This window comes from Bradyrhizobium sp. 25ACV, from assembly GCF_054863005.1.
Genome location: NZ_JAVAYO010000015.1, coordinates 49500 through 66634 on the forward strand (window position 1 = coordinate 49500; position 17135 = coordinate 66634).

At 64.9% G+C, this 17135-nt stretch carries 14 protein-coding genes; 4 read left to right on the plus strand and 10 right to left on the minus strand.

The genetic code is table 11. From position 1 onward, the window contains the following. Positions 1–3 precede the first annotated feature (3 nt). From RAD04_RS29140 to RAD04_RS29160, 5 genes are all read right to left on the minus strand, one after another. The gene (locus tag RAD04_RS29140) at positions 4–1443 is read right to left on the minus strand and encodes a serine/threonine protein kinase (RefSeq protein WP_461626560.1); all 1440 of its coding nucleotides are present in this window, start codon (positions 1441–1443) and stop codon (positions 4–6) included. A 5-nt stretch (positions 1444–1448) separates the two neighbouring features. Further along, positions 1449–2189 (minus strand): metallophosphoesterase family protein, encoded by a 741-nt coding sequence (locus RAD04_RS29145; protein WP_461626561.1) that lies wholly within the window; start codon positions 2187–2189, stop codon positions 1449–1451. A 131-nt stretch (positions 2190–2320) separates the two neighbouring features. Next, positions 2321–2926, minus strand: a complete 606-nt coding sequence (locus RAD04_RS29150) for a hypothetical protein (RefSeq protein ID WP_461626562.1) — start codon at positions 2924–2926, stop codon at positions 2321–2323. Further along, the gene (locus RAD04_RS29155; protein WP_091965919.1) at positions 2919–3605 is read right to left on the minus strand and encodes a hypothetical protein; all 687 of its coding nucleotides are present in this window, start codon (positions 3603–3605) and stop codon (positions 2919–2921) included. The genes RAD04_RS29150 and RAD04_RS29155 overlap by 8 nt, the downstream gene beginning before the upstream one ends. Next, the gene (locus RAD04_RS29160; RefSeq protein WP_461626563.1) at positions 3602–4399 is read right to left on the minus strand and encodes a MotA/TolQ/ExbB proton channel family protein; all 798 of its coding nucleotides are present in this window, start codon (positions 4397–4399) and stop codon (positions 3602–3604) included. The genes RAD04_RS29155 and RAD04_RS29160 overlap by 4 nt, the downstream gene beginning before the upstream one ends. Positions 4400–4598: 199 nt before the next feature. Here RAD04_RS29160 and RAD04_RS29165 point away from each other — a divergent pair, with 199 nt between their 5' ends. After that, complete coding sequence (locus RAD04_RS29165) at positions 4599–5969, plus strand: sensor histidine kinase (RefSeq protein WP_461626564.1); 1371 nt, start codon at positions 4599–4601, stop codon at positions 5967–5969. Between the two features lie 7 nt (positions 5970–5976). Beyond that, positions 5977–6627, plus strand: coding sequence for a response regulator (locus tag RAD04_RS29170; RefSeq protein WP_461626565.1), 651 nt, complete (start codon positions 5977–5979; stop codon positions 6625–6627). A gap of 431 nt (positions 6628–7058) precedes the next feature. Here the strand turns inward: RAD04_RS29170 and RAD04_RS29175 are convergent, their stop codons facing one another. Continuing rightward, positions 7059–7646, minus strand: coding sequence for a TetR family transcriptional regulator (locus tag RAD04_RS29175; RefSeq protein WP_461626566.1), 588 nt, complete (start codon positions 7644–7646; stop codon positions 7059–7061). A 558-nt stretch (positions 7647–8204) separates the two neighbouring features. Between RAD04_RS29175 and purB the strand changes: the two genes are divergently transcribed. Then, positions 8205–9512: an adenylosuccinate lyase gene (gene purB, locus RAD04_RS29180; RefSeq protein WP_014494164.1), complete on the plus strand. Its 1308-nt coding sequence runs from the start codon at positions 8205–8207 to the stop codon at positions 9510–9512. 58 nt (positions 9513–9570) lie between these two features. Here the strand turns inward: purB and RAD04_RS29185 are convergent, their stop codons facing one another. Then, positions 9571–10065 (minus strand): hypothetical protein, encoded by a 495-nt coding sequence (locus RAD04_RS29185; RefSeq protein WP_461626567.1) that lies wholly within the window; start codon positions 10063–10065, stop codon positions 9571–9573. 147 nt (positions 10066–10212) lie between these two features. On the opposite strand from RAD04_RS29185, the gene RAD04_RS29190 reads away from it, so the two are divergent. After that, on the plus strand, positions 10213–11385 hold the full coding sequence (locus RAD04_RS29190) for a M20 aminoacylase family protein (RefSeq protein ID WP_028142874.1): 1173 nt from the start codon (positions 10213–10215) through the stop codon (positions 11383–11385). A gap of 123 nt (positions 11386–11508) precedes the next feature. Here RAD04_RS29190 and RAD04_RS29195 read toward each other — a convergent pair whose 3' ends face one another. From RAD04_RS29195 to RAD04_RS29205, 3 genes are read right to left on the minus strand one after another with little or no spacing between them, the layout of a single operon-like run. Next, the gene (locus RAD04_RS29195; RefSeq protein ID WP_461626662.1) at positions 11509–13323 is read right to left on the minus strand and encodes a caspase family protein; all 1815 of its coding nucleotides are present in this window, start codon (positions 13321–13323) and stop codon (positions 11509–11511) included. Between the two features lie 23 nt (positions 13324–13346). After that, the gene (locus tag RAD04_RS29200) at positions 13347–15224 is read right to left on the minus strand and encodes a caspase family protein (RefSeq protein WP_461626663.1); all 1878 of its coding nucleotides are present in this window, start codon (positions 15222–15224) and stop codon (positions 13347–13349) included. Next, the gene (locus RAD04_RS29205; RefSeq protein WP_461626568.1) at positions 15224–17065 is read right to left on the minus strand and encodes a caspase family protein; all 1842 of its coding nucleotides are present in this window, start codon (positions 17063–17065) and stop codon (positions 15224–15226) included. The genes RAD04_RS29200 and RAD04_RS29205 overlap by 1 nt, the downstream gene beginning before the upstream one ends. Between the last annotated feature and the right edge of the window lie 70 nt (positions 17066–17135).

The following is a 17135-nucleotide window of genomic DNA, read 5'->3' on the forward strand; positions in this document are numbered from 1 at the left end:
GGCCTATCCCGGCACTTCGCCGGCATTGGGCTCGCCGGCTTCCCCCGCCATCCGCGGCGGCCGTACCACGGTGACCGTGCAGGCCGCTTCCGAAGCCACCTTGGCCGAGACGCTGCCGAGCAGCGTGCGCCTGAACGAGCTCTGCCGCGCGCCGATGATGAGGTGGTCGACCTGGTTGACCTCGGCGAACTCCAGGATCGCGGCGGCGGGATCGACCGCCTCCAGCACATGAGCCGACAGCCGGCTCTCATCCAGCTTGAGCGGCGTCGCCCAATGCCTGAGCGCGACCAGGCGGTCGATATGCTTGTTGGACCCCTGCTCGTCCAGGGTACGGTCGATCGCGATCCGGTTCAGCTTGAGCACGTTGACGCAGGCGAGCCGTGCTGACGGCAAGGTGGCAAGGATGCGCTCGGTGGTCACGCGCAGCGCCTCGTTCAGCTCCGGGGCGCCTTCCACGGTGTCGAGCGCGACGGCGAGGATGGGGCTCGATGCGATCTGGGCGGCAACATCCGATTTCGCGCGCGGCGCCATGACGCCCTGGTTGAAGCGGCGACGCCATGCGACGCCGATGGGGTCGCGCTTCACCCGCTCCGAGCGCGCGGTGAGCTTGACCTGGTCCGGATGGGCGAGATCGAAGGCAAGCTGCGACGCCGTCGGATAGCGCCACACCGGCTCGATCTCGAGACACCGCAACACTATTTCCTGAAGCCAGAGCGGGTAGTCGGTGCGCAAGCTTCGCGGCGGATACGGATCGCGCCACAGCCGGCGCCGCATCGCGCGCATCGTCTCGCCCTCGCCGAAAGGCCGCTCGCCAGTCGTGAAGAAATAGAGCAGCACGCCGAGCGAAAACAGATCGCTGCGCGGATCGTCGCGCACCCCTGACAACCGCTCGGGCGCCATGTAGGGCGCGGTGCCGTAAGGCAGGCGGAATTCCTCCTGCAGGAGATCCGGCAGGTGGTTGTGATGCGACAGGCCGTAGTCGATCAGGACCGCCTCGCCGCTATCGCGGAACATGATGCTGCTCGGCTTGATGTCGTGATGGATCACGTTCTGGCGGTGGAGATCGGCAAGCGCGGTTGCGATCTTGGCGACCAGCTGCCGCGCCTCGTCGTAAGGCAACGGCAGGTCGGGCAGCCGCTTGTAGAGCGTGGTGCCGCCGATGCGCTCGATCACGACATAGGCCTGGTGCGCGAAATCGCCGGTGCCGAAACAGGCCGGGACGTGCGGACCCGCCAGCCGCGGCAGGATCATCATCTCCATCTCGAAGGAGACGATCGCGGCGGGGTCCTCGCCCTCCGACACCCGCGGGATCTTCATCAGCAAGGGCACGTCGATGCCGGGATGGGTGACCGTCCACAGCGTCGCCATGCCGCCGGCATGAACGCATTCACCGATGGTGTAACCATCGATCAACGCGCCGGATTTGACCAGGGGCTTCGGCATCGCCCTCAGCGCCCCTGCAAGAGCCGATCGGCGAGCCAGTGCGGCAGGCCGTTGTCGCGAATCCTGTCCGCCGCGGTCCCGATGTCATAGGGCGCGCGGCAGTAGGTGATCTGGCACGTCTCGGTGTCGAACAATACGAAGGCCGCAGACGGATCGCCGTCGCGGGGCTGGCCGACCGAGCCAAGCACGGCGAGCCATTGCCGGCCGCGCAGAAGCTGTACCGGAACGTCGGTCTTCGGCACGAAGCTCGTCATCTTCGCCGTCACCGACATCGAATAGAGCGCGGGACGATGGATGTGGCCGCAAAACGTAACATGAGCGGGCGTTGCAATCAGGCTCTTGGCGGCGTCCACCGTCGAGCGGACATAGTGCCAGCGCTGCGGGCTGGAGGCTTCCGAATGCACGAAGAGACAATCGCTATCCGCCACCAGCATCGGCAGTTCGGTCAGGAACCGCCGCTGCGCGGTATCAAGCCGGCCGCGGGTCCATTCGATTGCGATTTGCGCCTCGGCGTTCATGGTCTCGGTCGAGGAATTGACCGCCTGGTCGTGATTGCCGCGCACGGCGATCGCACCCTGGGCAACGAGCTCCATCGCGGTATCCACCACCCATTCCGGATCGGCGCCATAGCCGACGAAATCGCCGAGCAGGACGAACCGCTCCGCGCCCCTCGCACGGGCAATCTTCAGGCAGGCCTCGAAGGCCTGCCTGTTGCCATGGATATCCGAAAAGACAGCTAGGAGCACGCACCCTCCACCCTCCAATTCTTATTGAAGGCCGGTAAGGCCAAATTGAGGGAGGTCAAAACCATGCGCCAGCGCCGCGCCGATTACCAGCGCAGCCTTGCGGTGATGATCTTGCGGTGATGATGAAGAGCCTATTGCTCGTCCTTTGGCGGCATCCGGGGCGGCGGCAGCGGGGTGAAGCTCACGCCTTGCGCGCCGGCCGGCGGGGCGAGGAATTCGCCGGTCGAGGAATCGCCGCCGGTGGTCTCCAAAATGGTCTTCGGCGTCACATATTCGCGGACCATGTCGATGAGGCTGCCATCACCACCGCCGAAATCCGCGGCGCGGCCACCTTGCGGATGTCCCAACGCGATCTCGTTCTCCGCGGCATGGGTCTTGTCGGCGAGCCTGTCGTCGTAGGGCACGCGGAAGGCGCGCGGGATACCGCTCGGGCGATTGTCCTCGTCCAGCTGCTCGACCCACAGATAAATCGAGCCGGGATCACCCTGAAGCGAATGCGGCTCGACGATGCGGGACTTCAGCAGCTTGAAGGTCGTCGGCAGCCGGTCGGTGCTGGCCCAGCCGAGCAGCCCGCGCATCTCGCTGAAGCTGACGATGTAGAACGCGCTGGTAACCACCACCGCGACCGCCTTGAACGACCAGTGCAGCCGCCCATAGACCAGCACGATCAGCAGCAGCGCGCCGATCACGGCATAGGCAACCGACAGCGTGAGGATGACCGTTTGCAGATTAGTCACGGCGTATCCTCTTGGCGTTACTGCTCACACCGGTTCTCGGGTCGAGATCGGCCCCGTTGCGCCAGCTGCTGCGGAACGTCTCCAGCAGCGATTTCGGCCGCTGGCTCACGTCGATGACCTTACCCTCGGCATCGAGCCGGAACCGCACGGCGGTCTTCTCGTCGCCGGTGTGGTCGAGCGTGAACTTGTTGTCGAAGACCACCTGCGCGGTCGGATTGAGCTTCTGCACCTTCACATTGGCCGTGACGGGTTCGCTGGTCGTCGCCACGAAATGCGAGACGTTGACGGTGTATTCGCCGGCGACGATGCCGCGCACCGTGACGATCTCCTCGCGGATCGGCGAGGCGATCTTCTTGCCGGCGACCATGATGAAGTCGTTGGCCCCACCGCGGTCGTCGCGATCGAGGGTCAGGAAGCCGGCCTCACGATGGCGATACCAGGCGATGTTGCCGGCGGGATCCTGCACGAACAGGTCGAGATCGTCTGGGTGGCTGTCCGGCCAGTCCAGCGTGATCATGAACTCAGCCTTGGAATCGATCTTGCCCTCCTTGGCATCAGGAGAGACCGCGAGCAGCGCAAGAAAGAATAGGAACGCGATCACCTGGAGCGCCTTGAACAGCATCACGCCCAGCGGATCGAACGGCTCCTCGCGCGGATAGAGGCCGAAATCATCCATCATGACGGGATTCCGGCACCCTTGATTCCAGCCCCCTTTTCAGCCCCCTTGCGCTCCAGCACGGGCGTCACATAGGTCTCGGTCAGCACGACCGCATCCGAGAACACACGCTGGGTCGCGGCATCCAGCATGTAATACTGGATGCGGACCAGGATCGAGCCGACGAGGCCGGCGAGCGTCGTGTACATCGCGACCGCCATGCCGTCGCTCATCAGCCCCATCGAAGAGCGCATCGCGACCTTGTCGGCGGCATCCAGCCCCGCGATCGGCGCCAGCATGATGATGAAGCCGACGATGGTGCCGAGCAGGCCGAGCTTCATCAGCGTATCCGAGACGAAGGCGCCGAACCCATTGGAGCCGCGCAGCCGGTCCGCGAGCGTCCGCAGCAGCAGCGTCTGGTCGACCGGGCGGTAGCCCTGCGCGGCCGCTTTCGTCAGCAGGCTCTGGATGTGGTCGCGCACCAGCCCGCGCGGCAGCGCCGCCGCGCTCGCATCGAGCACCTTGCCGCCGTCAGGCGCCGCGAGCGCCTCGCGGCAGCGCCGCGCCGCTGCGCCTTCACGCGCGATCGCCCGCGTGCGCAGGAAGCAGTGACCGCAGGTCAGGACATAGAGCACCGCGATGACGCTCGAAATGTAGGTCCGGTCCGAGGTCAGCATCAGATGGATCAGGCCGAACCGCCACAGCAGCACGACGGCGAAGATCGAGAGCCCCGTGAAGATCATCCAGAACAGGAGCGCACTGCGCTCGGATGGGTCGGTCGCGGTTCCCGCGATCGGTCCAATCGTGATCGAACTCATGCTGCATTGCTCCCGGCCCGCAACGATTGGCCTGCAAAGATTTCCAGTCGATTAGATCAAAGTCGCCGTATCAGGTCCAAAGACCCATGCCCAATCCGGCTTGGGAAATTTGCCCGAGCTGCAATCCCGCCACACCCCGCAATTGGCAAGGCGCGGCGGCATTGTTAGGCTGAGCTTATCAAACGTCGAGGGTGATCGCATGCGCCTCGTGCTTCAGCTTGTCGCCCGTCTGCTGCTTATCGTGGCCCTGTGCCTTGGCGCAGCAACCATATGGGCCACATTCGACGCCTATCGCAGCGTCGACCGGTCGACTGCGGCCTCGGCGCAGCGGGTCGCGCAGGCGCTTCAGGCGCTGTATTGGCGCGAGCTTTTGTTGCGGAGCAGCAGAGCGCGCGAGCATCTCCTGCCCGTTCCGGACTGGCGCACCCTGGAGACCATGAAGCTAATCTCGCCCGGCGTCTGCGTCGAGTTCCAGCCGGCCGCGGCATTCGAGAAGCCGCTCTGCGGCCAGAGCGAGGGGCTGGGCAAGAGCCCGCCGCGCTGGTTCGCCGCGATCGTGCCGACCTTCCTCGGCAGCCACGCCGAGGTGGTCCGGCCCGTCAGTCCCCGCGCCGCGACCGCCGGCACCGTGGTCGCGACGCCGGATGCCGCGGCCGCCGTCTCGCTCGCCTGGGAATACATCCTCAACGTGATTGACGTCGCGCTATTGATGGCGACGGCGATCGCGCTGCTGGCTTCGCTGGCGATCGCGCATGCGCTGGCACCGGCGCGCACGATCGTGACCGCCCTGCAGCGCATGGCGCGCGGGCAGTATCGCACCAAACTGCCGCGCTTCCGCTCCATGGAGCTGGCGATGATCGGCGGCGCCGTCGACGAGCTCGGCGGCCGGCTGGAGGAAGCCACCGAGCAGCGCGCCGCGCTGACGCGGCGCCTGATCGAGATCCGCGACGACGAGCGCCGCGCCCTCGCCCGCGAGTTGCACGACGAGTTCGGGCAGAATCTTTCCGCCATTCTCGCCTTCGCCAACACGATCGAAACGGCGAGCACGAAGGACAATCGGGATAATGGCATCGCGCAGGATGCGCGGATGATCTCGCAGGCCACCCATCATCTGATGGCCTCGCTCCGCGATGCGCTGAAACGCCTGCGCAATCCCCTGCCCGAGGAGCTCGGGCTCGAGGCAAGCCTCGTCAATCTCGTCGACAGCTGGCGCTCGCAGAGCGCGGCGCGGCCGACGATCCAGCTCGATCTCAGGGGCGACCTCACTGACATCAGCGGTCCGGCCGCCACCACGGCCTATCGCGTGGCACAGGAATGCCTGACCAACGCGCTGCGTCACGGTGCGGCGCGCGAGATCTCTTTGCGCATCGAACGCCGGGCCGGCGAGGATGACGTGCTGCTGATCCGCGTCGAGGACGACGGCGGCGGCGATGCGGAGCGCGTCTCGCAATCGGCCGGCTTCGGCCTGACCGGCATCCGCGAGCGCGTCACGGCGGCCGGCGGATCGCTCTCGATCCTGCCCGCCCGCGGCGGCCTCAGTGTCGCCGCCACCATCCCGCTCGCCGCGTGAGGGCGAAATGAGCGAGGTTGCAGCAACAGGCATCTCCGTGTTGCTCGTCGACGACCACCCGATCGTCCGCCAAGGCTACCGGCGCGTGCTGGAAAGCCAGGGCGATCTGCATGTCGTGGCGGAGGCCGACAACGCCGCGGACGCCTACAGCGCGTTCAAGGCGCATGATCCCGATGTCGTCTTGCTCGACATCTCGATGCCCGGCGCGAGCGGGCTGGAGGCGATCCGCAACATCCGCGCGCGCAGTCCGCGGGCGCGGATCCTCGTCTTCACCATGCACAACGAGGCCGTGCTGGTGAAGGCCGCCTTCGGTGCCGGCGCCAGCGGCTTCGTCACCAAGAGCAGCGAACCGTCCGCCGTCGTCACCGCGATCCGCGCCGTCGCGCGCGGCGAGCGGGCCATGAGCGACGATATCGCGCATATCCTCGCCGAGGACAGTCTATCGGCGGGCTCAGCGCTGGATCAGCTGGGCGAGCGCGAGATCGAGATCCTGCGCCAGTTCGCCGGCGGCGCCACCACCGAGCAGATCGCGACGCATCTCAATCTCAGTGTGAAGACAGTGCAGAACTACCACTATCTGATCAAGACCAAGACCGGCGCGCGCACCGACGCGCAGCTGGTGCGGCTGGCAGCGAGTTGCGGATTGACGAAGATCTAGCAGCGGGGCTGCCGCTTTCCCCACGTCACTTGAAGATTTCGAATCTGCCGGGCCCGATGGAACGGAGGCCATCCGGCTCCGGTTAGGAGTAGAGTGGAGGAATCGCCATGAGTAAGGCTCATCACAAGGCAGTCGACCATCCCCCGATCATCACCGTAGGCGAGCTCATCGATGAACTTTGCCGCCTGCCCGATACGGCCGTCGTCCACTTCCGCTGCCCCATGCTCGAGCAGGAGCTGACATTCTACCGCCTTCGAAAGCGGTCAAAGGATGCCGTCGAAATCGCGGTCAATGCATATCCGGAGAGCCCGCCAGTCGTACCGGCGACCAACGGCGGTGCGTTTCAGCCGCGCAGGCACGTAACGGCCGCGCCCCCCGTTCGGGAGAGTGCGCTTCTTCACAAGGCAAGAGGTTGAGATAGGCTTCCGGGTCTAGGCCGCCTTCAGGCCGCGCAGCAGCAGCGCGAGCGTCGCATCAACGCGCGCGGAGAGATCGGCATCCTTCCACTCGTCGGCATGCGCCGGATGGTGGAAGCGGACGGTGGCATCGAAGATCGCGCGCGCGGTGGTCTTGACGTCGCCGATAGCGAATGCGCCCTGCTTCACGCCGTCAGTCAGGATCGCCGAGATCTGGTCGATCATGGTGTCCTTGTGACATTTGACGGCCGCGCAGGCCTCGCGCGCCAGCGTCAGATAGGTCTCGAACATCTCGGGGTCGTCGAGCACGCGCGAACGCTTGGCGGCGAACAGAGTGCGCAGCCAGCGGTCGAGCCGGTCAGGGGCCGGGCCCTGCTCCTCGGTGATCGCACGTAACGGCGCATCGATGCGGTCGAGCCAGCGCTTGGCCACGGCTTCGCGCAGCGAGGCCTTGCTCGGGAAATGGCGATAGACGCTGCCGTGGCTCACATCGAGCGCGCGGGCAACGTCGACCACGGTGGCCTTGGCAAGCCCGTAACGCCGCAAGACGTCCTCGGTCACTTCGAGGATCCGCTCCGGCGTCAAGACAACGGCTTCATTCATGCCAGCACCATGTTCCCGTTTGGGCTCAGTTATCCGGCGATAGAGCTGCTTCCGAAGCGCCCCTGCCGGCCGTTTCGGAAAGCTCTCGCCCTAATGAGGCAGTTTTGCAGCCTGCGCCGCGATCTGGCGCGCCACCAGCAAATTGAGCCAATGCCCAATAGCGCCGGTGAGGTTGATGATTTCGGTTGTCATTGTCTTAAGTCTCCATTCGTCCGCGGTCCCCGCTCTTCAATCCGCCCTCCGATCCGAGCTTGGTTCGGATGTCGGGCTCCCCGGGGCTTGTCGCGGGACGCCCAATCGGAGCGTCCGAGAACGGATATACACGTCCCGCTGACAGATTTCAATATCTGTCAGTCAATGATCCGTGATTGACAGTTAATATTTGCGGCTGGGGTCGCCACCCCTGCTAACCGGTCCGGTGGATAGCCCGGCGATCCCCCTCTCCCGGGGCCCAGACCGTTTGTTTCGCCGTGCCTGCTCTGTTAAATCACGGCGTAAAAAGCATTTTGGCCGGCGCCGCCCCTTGGGACCGCCCGCCCACCTTCCTGGAGCCGTCAGATGATCCCCCGCTATACCCGCCCGGAAATGGCCTCGATCTGGGAGCCGCAGACCCGGTTCAAGATCTGGTTCGAGATCGAGGCGCATGCGGCGGACGCCCTCGCCGAGCTCGGCACCATCCCCAAAGAGGCCGCCAAAACGGTCTGGGCCAAGGCCAAGGACGCCACCTTCGACGTCGCCCGCATCGACGAGATCGAGCGCGAGACCAAGCACGACGTCATCGCCTTCCTCACTCACCTCGCCGAGATCGTCGGCCCCGAGGCGCGCTTCGTCCACCAGGGCATGACCTCCTCGGACGTGCTCGACACCTGCCTCAACGTCCAGCTCACTCGCGCCGCCGACCTGCTGCTCGCCGACCTCGACAAGGTGCTGGCCGCACTCAAGAAGCGCGCCTTCGAGCACAAGATGACGCCGACCATCGGCCGCAGCCACGGCATCCATGCCGAGCCCGTCACCTTCGGTCTCAAGCTCGCCTATGCCTATGCCGAGTTCTCGCGCGCCAAGGAGCGCCTGATCGCGGCACGCAAGGAGGTCGCGACCTGCGCCATATCAGGCGCCGTCGGCACCTTCGCGCAGATCGATCCGCGCGTCGAAGAGCACGTTGCGAAAGCCATGGGCCTCGTCCCCGAGCCGATCTCGACCCAGGTGATCCCGCGCGATCGCCACGCGATGTATTTCTCGACGCTCGGCGTGATCGCCTCCTCGGTCGAGCGCATCGCGGTCGAGATTCGCCACATGCAGCGCACCGAAGTGCTGGAAGCCGAAGAATTCTTCTCGGAAGGACAAAAGGGCTCCTCCGCGATGCCGCACAAGCGCAACCCGGTGCTGTCGGAGAATCTCACCGGCCTCTCCCGCATGGTGCGCGCCTATGTGACGCCTGCCCTGGAAAACGTCGTGCTCTGGCACGAGCGCGACATCTCGCACTCCTCGGCCGAGCGCATGATGGGTCCTGACGCCACCGTGACTCTCGACTTCGCACTGGTGCGCCTCGCCGGCCTGATCGACAAGCTCCTAGTGTACCCCGCCAACATGCAGAAGAACCTCGACCGCCTCGGCGGCCTCGTGCATTCGCAGCGCGTGCTCCTGGCGCTCACGCAGAAGGGCGCGAGCCGCGAGGACGCCTACAAGCTGGTGCAGCGCAACGCGATGCCGGTCTGGCGCGGCGAAGGCGATTTCCTTCAGCTGCTGAAGAAGGACACGGAGGTGAAGAAGTATCTCACCGACGCCGAGATCGAGGAGCAGTTCGACCTCGGCTATCACCTCAAGCACGTCGACACGATTTTCAAGCGCGTGTTCGGCGAGAGCTGAGCACCGCTCGTCGCCCGGGAGCCACGCTCGTGGCTGCCGGGGCACGAGCGATTGCGGTCTATAGTCGCTTCTGCAGCCATTTCACCAGCGCGGGGCTGCCAAGGGTGGCGGTGATGAAGCCGCACATATTGCCGTCGACATAGCCCGCGCGGCCGCGCCCCTGTACGTAGCGCTTGCTGAAGAAGATCGTGTGCAGCCTATTGCCGGCGTCATCGAGGAAGACGAGTTGCCAGCGCAAATCGGGCTGGTAAGACAATTGTATGGGCGCCAGCGCCTTGACGGCTGCCGCCAGTTCGGTCGCGTCGCTGGCGGTCAAAACCAGCGTCTTGCGTTCGCTCGCGTAGCTCGAAAAATGCTCCGGCGAGATCGGGATGCTGGCGAGCAGCCGATCGGAGATCTTCAGAAGATCGATCCGCTTGATCTGGCCCGCCTGGATCTTCTGACTGATCGATCCAATCACGGCAGCGGTCGGGCCGACATCGCAGGCAAAGGCCGGACTCGCCATGACCGAGAAGCAGGCCGCCAGCACAAGACTATCGCGTCCGAACGTCATGGCTGCCCTCGTCCCCAGCGTATCGCTGCCTCACCTTATAGCCACGGAACGGGGGGACGAAAGCCCGGCGACCATTTGCGGACCGCGATGCTGCGGAGTACGCTTCCAGCCCATCGACCCCTGCGAACACAGAAGAAACGGATCCCCATGCCCATCGTCAACCGCGTTGCCGCCCTCTCCGACGAAATGGCCGCCTGGCGCCATGACTTCCACGAGAACCCGGAGTTGCTCTACGAAGTCCACCGCACTGCCGGCATCGTCGCCGAGAAGTTGCGCGAGTTCGGCTGCGACGAGGTGGTGACGGGTATCGGCCGCACCGGCGTCGTCGGCGTGATCCGCGGCCGCAAATCCGCCTCCGGCAAGACCATTGGTCTCCGCGCCGACATGGATGCGCTGCCGATCATGGAGACGTCGGGCGTGCCTTATGCGTCGAAGGTCCCCGGCAAGATGCACGCCTGCGGCCATGACGGCCACACCGCGATGCTGCTCGGCGCCGCCAAATATCTCGCCGAGACGCGCAATTTCGACGGCACGGCGATCATGATCTTCCAGCCCGCCGAGGAAGGCGGCGGCGGCGGCAAGGCCATGGTCGAGGACGGGTTGATGACGCGCTGGAACATCCAGGAGGTCTACGGCATGCACAACATGCCGGGCCTGCCCGAAGGCCATTTCGCAACCACGCCCGGCGCGATGCTGGCCTCCTCGGACAACATCCAGATCACCGTCCACGGCAAGGGCGGCCACGCCGGCGCGGGTCCGCACAAATCCGTCGACAGCGTGCTGATCGGCTCGCAGATCGTGAACGCGCTGCAATCGATCGTGGCGCGCAACGTCGATCCGCTGAAGTCAGCCGTCATCTCGATCACGCAATTTCACTCTGGCACCGCCTTCAACATCATTCCCGAGGTTGCCGAGCTCGGCGGTACCGTGCGCACGCTCGATCCCGAGGTACGCGATCTCGTCGAGCGCCGCATCGGCGAAGTCGCCGAGAGCGTCGCCCGCGCCTATGGCGGCTCGGCCGAGACGAAATACACGCGGATGTATCCGGTGACGATGAACCATGCGCGCGAGGCCGGCCTTGCCGCCGACGTCGCCCGCGACATCGTCGGCACCGATCGCGTCAACGACAAGTTCATCCCGATGATGGGCGCCGAGGATTTCTCGTTCATGCTGGAAGCACGTCCCGGCGCGATGGTGCTGGTCGGCATGGGCGACGGCAACGAGTGCCACCACCCGGCCTATGTCTTCAACGACAACATCCTTGGCCACGGCGCCTCGTTCTGGGCGCGTTTGGTCGAGACGCGGATGCCAGCGGGATAAATCTCATTCGCAGAGCCGGATGATCGAGCCGACCTACTCGCAATGGCCCCAACGCGAGCCATGACAACAGCCTTCGCGCAACCGCCGGAGTTCGACACGTTGCACAGGCTCAGCGATGCATGACTAATTACACACTTCCGCTTGACCCATGCCAGCGCCACCCGGGGTAGGATCTCGCACGATGCGACATCCTTTCGCGACCGGCCTACATACACCACTCCTGCAGATTATCTGTCCTGAGGCTTCCGATTTTGGGGCAGCGGTTTCCGCTTCCTTTCGGCTTTGGTCGCGCTTCCTCGTATCCTCACGCATGGCAACCGGCTTCTTCTCGGATACTTTCTCGCACTCATTGTCGTCGCCAAGACGATAGCCGGCGCGGCAAGTGATCTTCACGCATTGATCGCCATCGGCCTTGAAGCCGAAATTGCACACCAGCGGGCAGACCCGTCCGGGCTTCGCCTTCAATGCATCGAGCGCATCGACGCTGGCGAGCTTCACGTCGAACTGGGTGCCGGCATATTTGTTGAAGAGCGTCAGTGAGCGCTGCGCGGCCGAATTCCACTCGCCCTCCACAGCCGAGGTGAGGCAGCCGACACGGCGCAACTCGCTCTGGACGGATTTTGTAAGATCAGCCGCCGATAAGGTGGATGCTGGTGCAGGCGAGAGGGCAGCAACTTTCTGCTCGGCCTCGGGCAACTGTCGATCGGCCGCCGACTTTGCGGCCTGCTCGGTTTTCTCGGCGGCTTGCCTCGCAGCGAGTTCGGCCTTGACCTTCTCTGCCGCCTGCTTCTCGGCCAACGCTTTCGCGGCCGCAGCCTCGGCTACCTTGCGCTCGCGTTCGGCCGCATCGGCCTTCGCCTGCTCGATCTGCTTTTGCTTCTCCGCGGCGATCCGCGCGTCGTCGGCGGCTTTGGCGGCAGCGGCCGCCTTTTCCAGTTCCGCCTTGTGGGCCCGTTCGGCGGCGAGCTTCACCTTCTCCTGCTCGGCCAGCCGTGCCTTCTCCGTCGCCGCCGTGCGCTCCTCCTCGGCCGCAATCTTCTTCAACTGCACGCGGGCGAGGTTGGCGTAGAAGCCGTCCGGATAGGTCTGCAGGAAAGCTTCCCAGGCCTCACGCAGGCCCGCCTGAAGCGCAAGCTCATAGTCCTTGCGCACGCTGTCCTGTGGATTGGCCTGCGGCCCCGCGACAGCGGCCGGCTTCGCCTGCACCAGCGGCACGTCGTCGCCGCCGAGCGAGCCGTAGACATAGGGCTCCTGCCTGTTGCCGGTGTTCTTCAGAACGTCGTCCCGCACGAAACCGAATGCCTTGCGCAGATCCAGCCCCGGCTTCGGCAGGTGCTCGACCAGCGCCGTGGCGAAGGGACTGTTGCGGGAATCGCCGTCGGATGCCGTCGATCCCGCCTTGGCCGCGAACGCAATCATCGTGTTCGGGCTGGTCGGCTCGACCTTGGCAAGACCTCGCCCGATCGCGCGCGAGGCCACCATGCGCTTCATGGTCTTGGCAAAGGGATTGTCGCGGCAGGCGTCGAGGATGACGAGGCGGAGCCGCTTGGCCGGCTCGACGGCGAACAGCGCACGATCGAGCGCAACGGTCTCGTCGAGAACGTCGCCGTCGGTCTCCAGCATCGCGTCGGTCGGGATGAGATAGTTGTTGCCGTCGAGCTCGATGCCGTGGCCGGCGTAGTAGATCACCGCCATGTCGGCATCGCGAACCCTCCCGGCAAAGTCGCGCAGCACCCGCCGCATCTCGGAGGCGTTGAGATCTGTTTTGACGTCGACCGCATCGAAGCCGGCCTTCTTGAACATGTCGCCGACAAGGGCAGCATCGTTCACGGGATTGGTGAGCCGCAGCGTGTTCTTGTAGGCGGAATTGCCGATCACGAGCGCGACGCGCTTCTCGGCATAGGCCGGCCCGCAAACGAGCCACGTCGCGAAGGCCATCACAGCAATGAGACGATACGCACTCAATTGCAGACCTCTCTCGTGCGGCCAGCCATCACCGAGCTCGCATCGGAGGTGCTGGCGCGCTCTATTCTGCATCCCTTGCCAACGGGGCGACAACCGGCAGCATTGCAGAATATCTGGCCAGACGCCTGCGGCTTGGATGGCGTCGACTCGACTTGCTTGCGCTCCGTCTCCCGCTTCTTTGAGTCCTCCCGCGTCGCAACCGGCTTTTTCTCCGGGATCTTCTCGCATTCGTTGTCGTCGCCGACACGATAGCCGGCGCGGCAGGTGATCTTGACGCATTGATCCCCGTCGGCCTTGAAGCCGAAATTGCACACCAGCGGGCAGACCCGCCCCGGCTTCGCCTTCAGCGCATCGAGCGCGTCCACGCTCGCGAGCTTCACGTCGAGCTGGATGCCGGCATATTTGTTGAATAGCGTCAGCGAGCGCTGCGCGGCCGAACTCCACTCGCCCTCAGCAGCCGACGTCAGGCACCCGACGCGGCGCAATTCGCTCTGTACGGATTTGGCGAGGTCAGCCGTCGACAATGTGGGTGTCGGCCCCGGCGAGAGCGCGGCCACTTTCTGGTTCTCGACTTCGGGCAGCTGCCGATCGGCGGCCGGCTTTGCGGCCTGCTCCGCCTTCTCTGCCGCCTGCTTTGCGGCGAGCTCGGCCTTGGCTTTCTCCGCCGCCTGCTTCTCGGCCAATGCCTTCGCTGCGGCCGCCTCAGCGACCTTGCGCTGCTGCTCGGCCGCCTCGGCCCTCGCCTGCTCGATCTGCTTCTGCTTCTCTGCGGCGATGCGAGCATCTTCGGCAACCTTGGCCGCAGCGGCCGCCTTGTCCTGCTCGGCCTTCTGGGCGCGCTCGGCAATAAGCCTGGTCTTTTCCTGCTCGGCCGCCTTCGCCTTTTGCTCGGCTGAGGCACGCGTCTCCTCGGCGCCGATCTTGTTCAGCTGCCCTTTGGCGAGATTGGCATAGAATCCCTCGGGATATTGCACCAGGAACGCTTCCCAGCCGTCACGGGTGCCGAGTTGGAGCGCAAGTTCATAGTCTCGCCTGAGCTCAGACTGCGGATTGGCTTGCGGGCCGGTCGCCACGGGCTTGGCAGGAACGAGCGGCACGTCATCGCCGCCGAGCGAGCCATACACGAAAGGCTCTTGCTTGTTCGCAGTACTCCGAAGCACGTCATCGCGCACGAAGCCGAACGCTTTGCGCAGATCCAGGCCGGGCTTTGGCAGGTGGTCCGAGAGAGCCGTGGCGAACGGGCTATTCCGGGAGTCTCCATCGGACGCCGTCGAACCGGCCTTGGCCGCAAACGCAATCATCGTGTTCGGAGTGGTTGGCTCGACCTTGGCGAGGCCGCGGCCGATCGCGCGCGAGGCCACCGTGCGCTTCATGGACTTGGCGAACGGATTGTCGCGGCAGGCATCGAGAATGACGAGACGAAGCTGTTTGGCGGCTTCGATGCTCACCAGCACGCGATCGATCGGTAACGCTTCGTCGTAGACGTCGGTGTCGGTCTCGAGCGCGGCATCGGTCGGGATCAGATAGTTGGTGCCGTCCACCTCCATGCCGTGGCCCGCATAGTAGATCACCGCGACATCGGCATCCCGGGTCCGCCCGCCGAATTCGCGCAGCGCCTTGCGCATTTCAGACGCGTTCAAGTCCTGCCTGACGTCGACCGTGTCGAAGCCGGCCTTCCTCAACATGCCGCCGATCAAGCCGGCGTCGCTCGCGGGATTGGCAAGCTTCGGCACGCTCTTATAGGCGGAGTTGCCGATGACGAGCGCGACGCGCTTGTCGGCGAGCGCCGGGCTGCAACCGAGCCAGCCTGCAACAACAAAAAAGGCAAAGGCCGTCAGCGCGATGGAGCAAGCCCGAAAGATGTGCTTCATCATCAGTTGCATATTTCAGCCGGTATCTTCACCGTAGGAGTAGCAGGATGATTGGCAGTTCCGAGCCGGCATCCCTTGGCGATCGGCCTGCATCCGGCGTTGTTGCAGATCATCTGTCCCGACGCCTGCGGCGCCGATGGCGCGGACTCGCTCTGTTTCCGATCCGCATCCCGCCTCTTCGCATCCTCGCGCGTCGCGACCGGCTTCTTCTCCTGGACCTTCTCGCATTCATTGTCGTCGCCGACGCGATAGCCGGCGCGGCAGGTGATCTTGACGCATTGGTCGCCGTCGGCCTTGAAGCCGAAATTGCACACCAGCGGGCACACCCTTCCCGGCTTCGCCTTCAGCGCATCGAGCGCATCCACGCTCGCGAGCTTCACGTCGAGCTGGGTGCCGGCATATTTGTTGAACAGCGTCAGCGAGCGCTGCGACGTCGCGCTCCAGTCGCCGTCTGCGGCGGCCGACAGGCAGCCGACGCGGCGCAATTCGCTCTGCACGGATTTTGTCAAATCAGCCGCCGATAACGTGGATGCCGGCGCGGGCGAGAGCGCCGCGACTTTCTGGTTCTCGACTTCGGGTATCTGCCGATCGGCCGTCGGCTTGGCGGCCTGCTCAGCCCTCTCCGCCGCCTGCTTCGCGGCAAGCTCGGCCTTGGCCTTCTCCACTGCCTGCTTCTCGGCAAGCGCCTTCGCAGCCGCCGCCTCAGCCACTTTGCGATGGTGCTCGGCCGCTTCCGCTTTCGCCTGCTCGATCTGCTTTTGCTTCTCTGCGGCGATCCGCGCCTCTTCCGCCGCCTTGGCAGCAGCTGCTGCCTTCTCCTGCTCTGCCTTCTGGGCGCGCTCGGCGATCAGCCTCGTCTTTTCCTGCTCGGCCGCCTTGGCCTTTTGCTCGGCTGAGGCACGCGTCTCTTCGGCGCCGATCTTGTTCAACTGGCCTTTGGCGAGATTCGCATAGAATCCCTCAGGATATTGCGCCAGGAACGCTTCCCAGCCGTCGCGCGTCGCAAGCTGAAGCGCGAGCTCGTAATCCCTGCGAATGGCATCCTGCGGGTTGGCCTGCGGACCGGTCGCGGCCGGCCGCACGACGAGGGGCACGTCGTCGCCGCCGAGCGAGCCATAGACATAGGGTTCCTGCTTGTAGCCGGTAGCCTTGAGCACGTCGTCGCGCACGAACCCGAAGGCCTTGCGCAGATCAAGGCCCGGCTTCGGCAGATGCTCGACCAGCGCAGCGGCGAACGGACTGTTTCGCGCATCGCCATCGGACGCCGTCGATCCTGCCTTTGCCGCGAAGGCGATCATCGTGTTCGGGCTGGTCGGCTCGACCTTGGCCAGGCCGCGCCCGACGGCGCGCGAGGCCAGCGTGCGCTTCATCGACTTGGCGAACGGGTTGTCGCGGCAGGCATCCAGGATGATCAGGCGCAGCTGCTTCGCCGGCTCGACCGCGAACAGCGCGCGTTCGACCGGAATGGTCTCGTCCAGAACGTCGCCATCCGTCTCCAATGTCGCGTCGGTCGGAATGAGATAATTGTTGCCGTCGAGCTCGATGCCGTGGCCAGCGTAATAGATCACCGCCATGTCCGCGTCGCGAGTCCTGCCGGCAAACTCGCGCAGCATGCGCCGCATCTCGCTGGCACTGAGATCCAGCCTGACGTCGACGGAATCAAAGCCCGCCTTCTTGAACATGCCGCCGACCAGCGTGGCGTCGTTCACGGGATTGCCGAGCTTGGGCGCGCTCTTGTAGGCAGAATTGCCGATCACGAGCGCAACCCGGCGGTCGGCATGCGCCGGTCCGCAGGCAAAGCCAATCGCAAATATCAACACAGCAAATAGCCGAAACGGAATCACTTGCGTCCCCCCGGATGCAATTCCCTGAGACTATTCGCTAGCGTCGCCGATTGCTAATTCTTCCTATGTG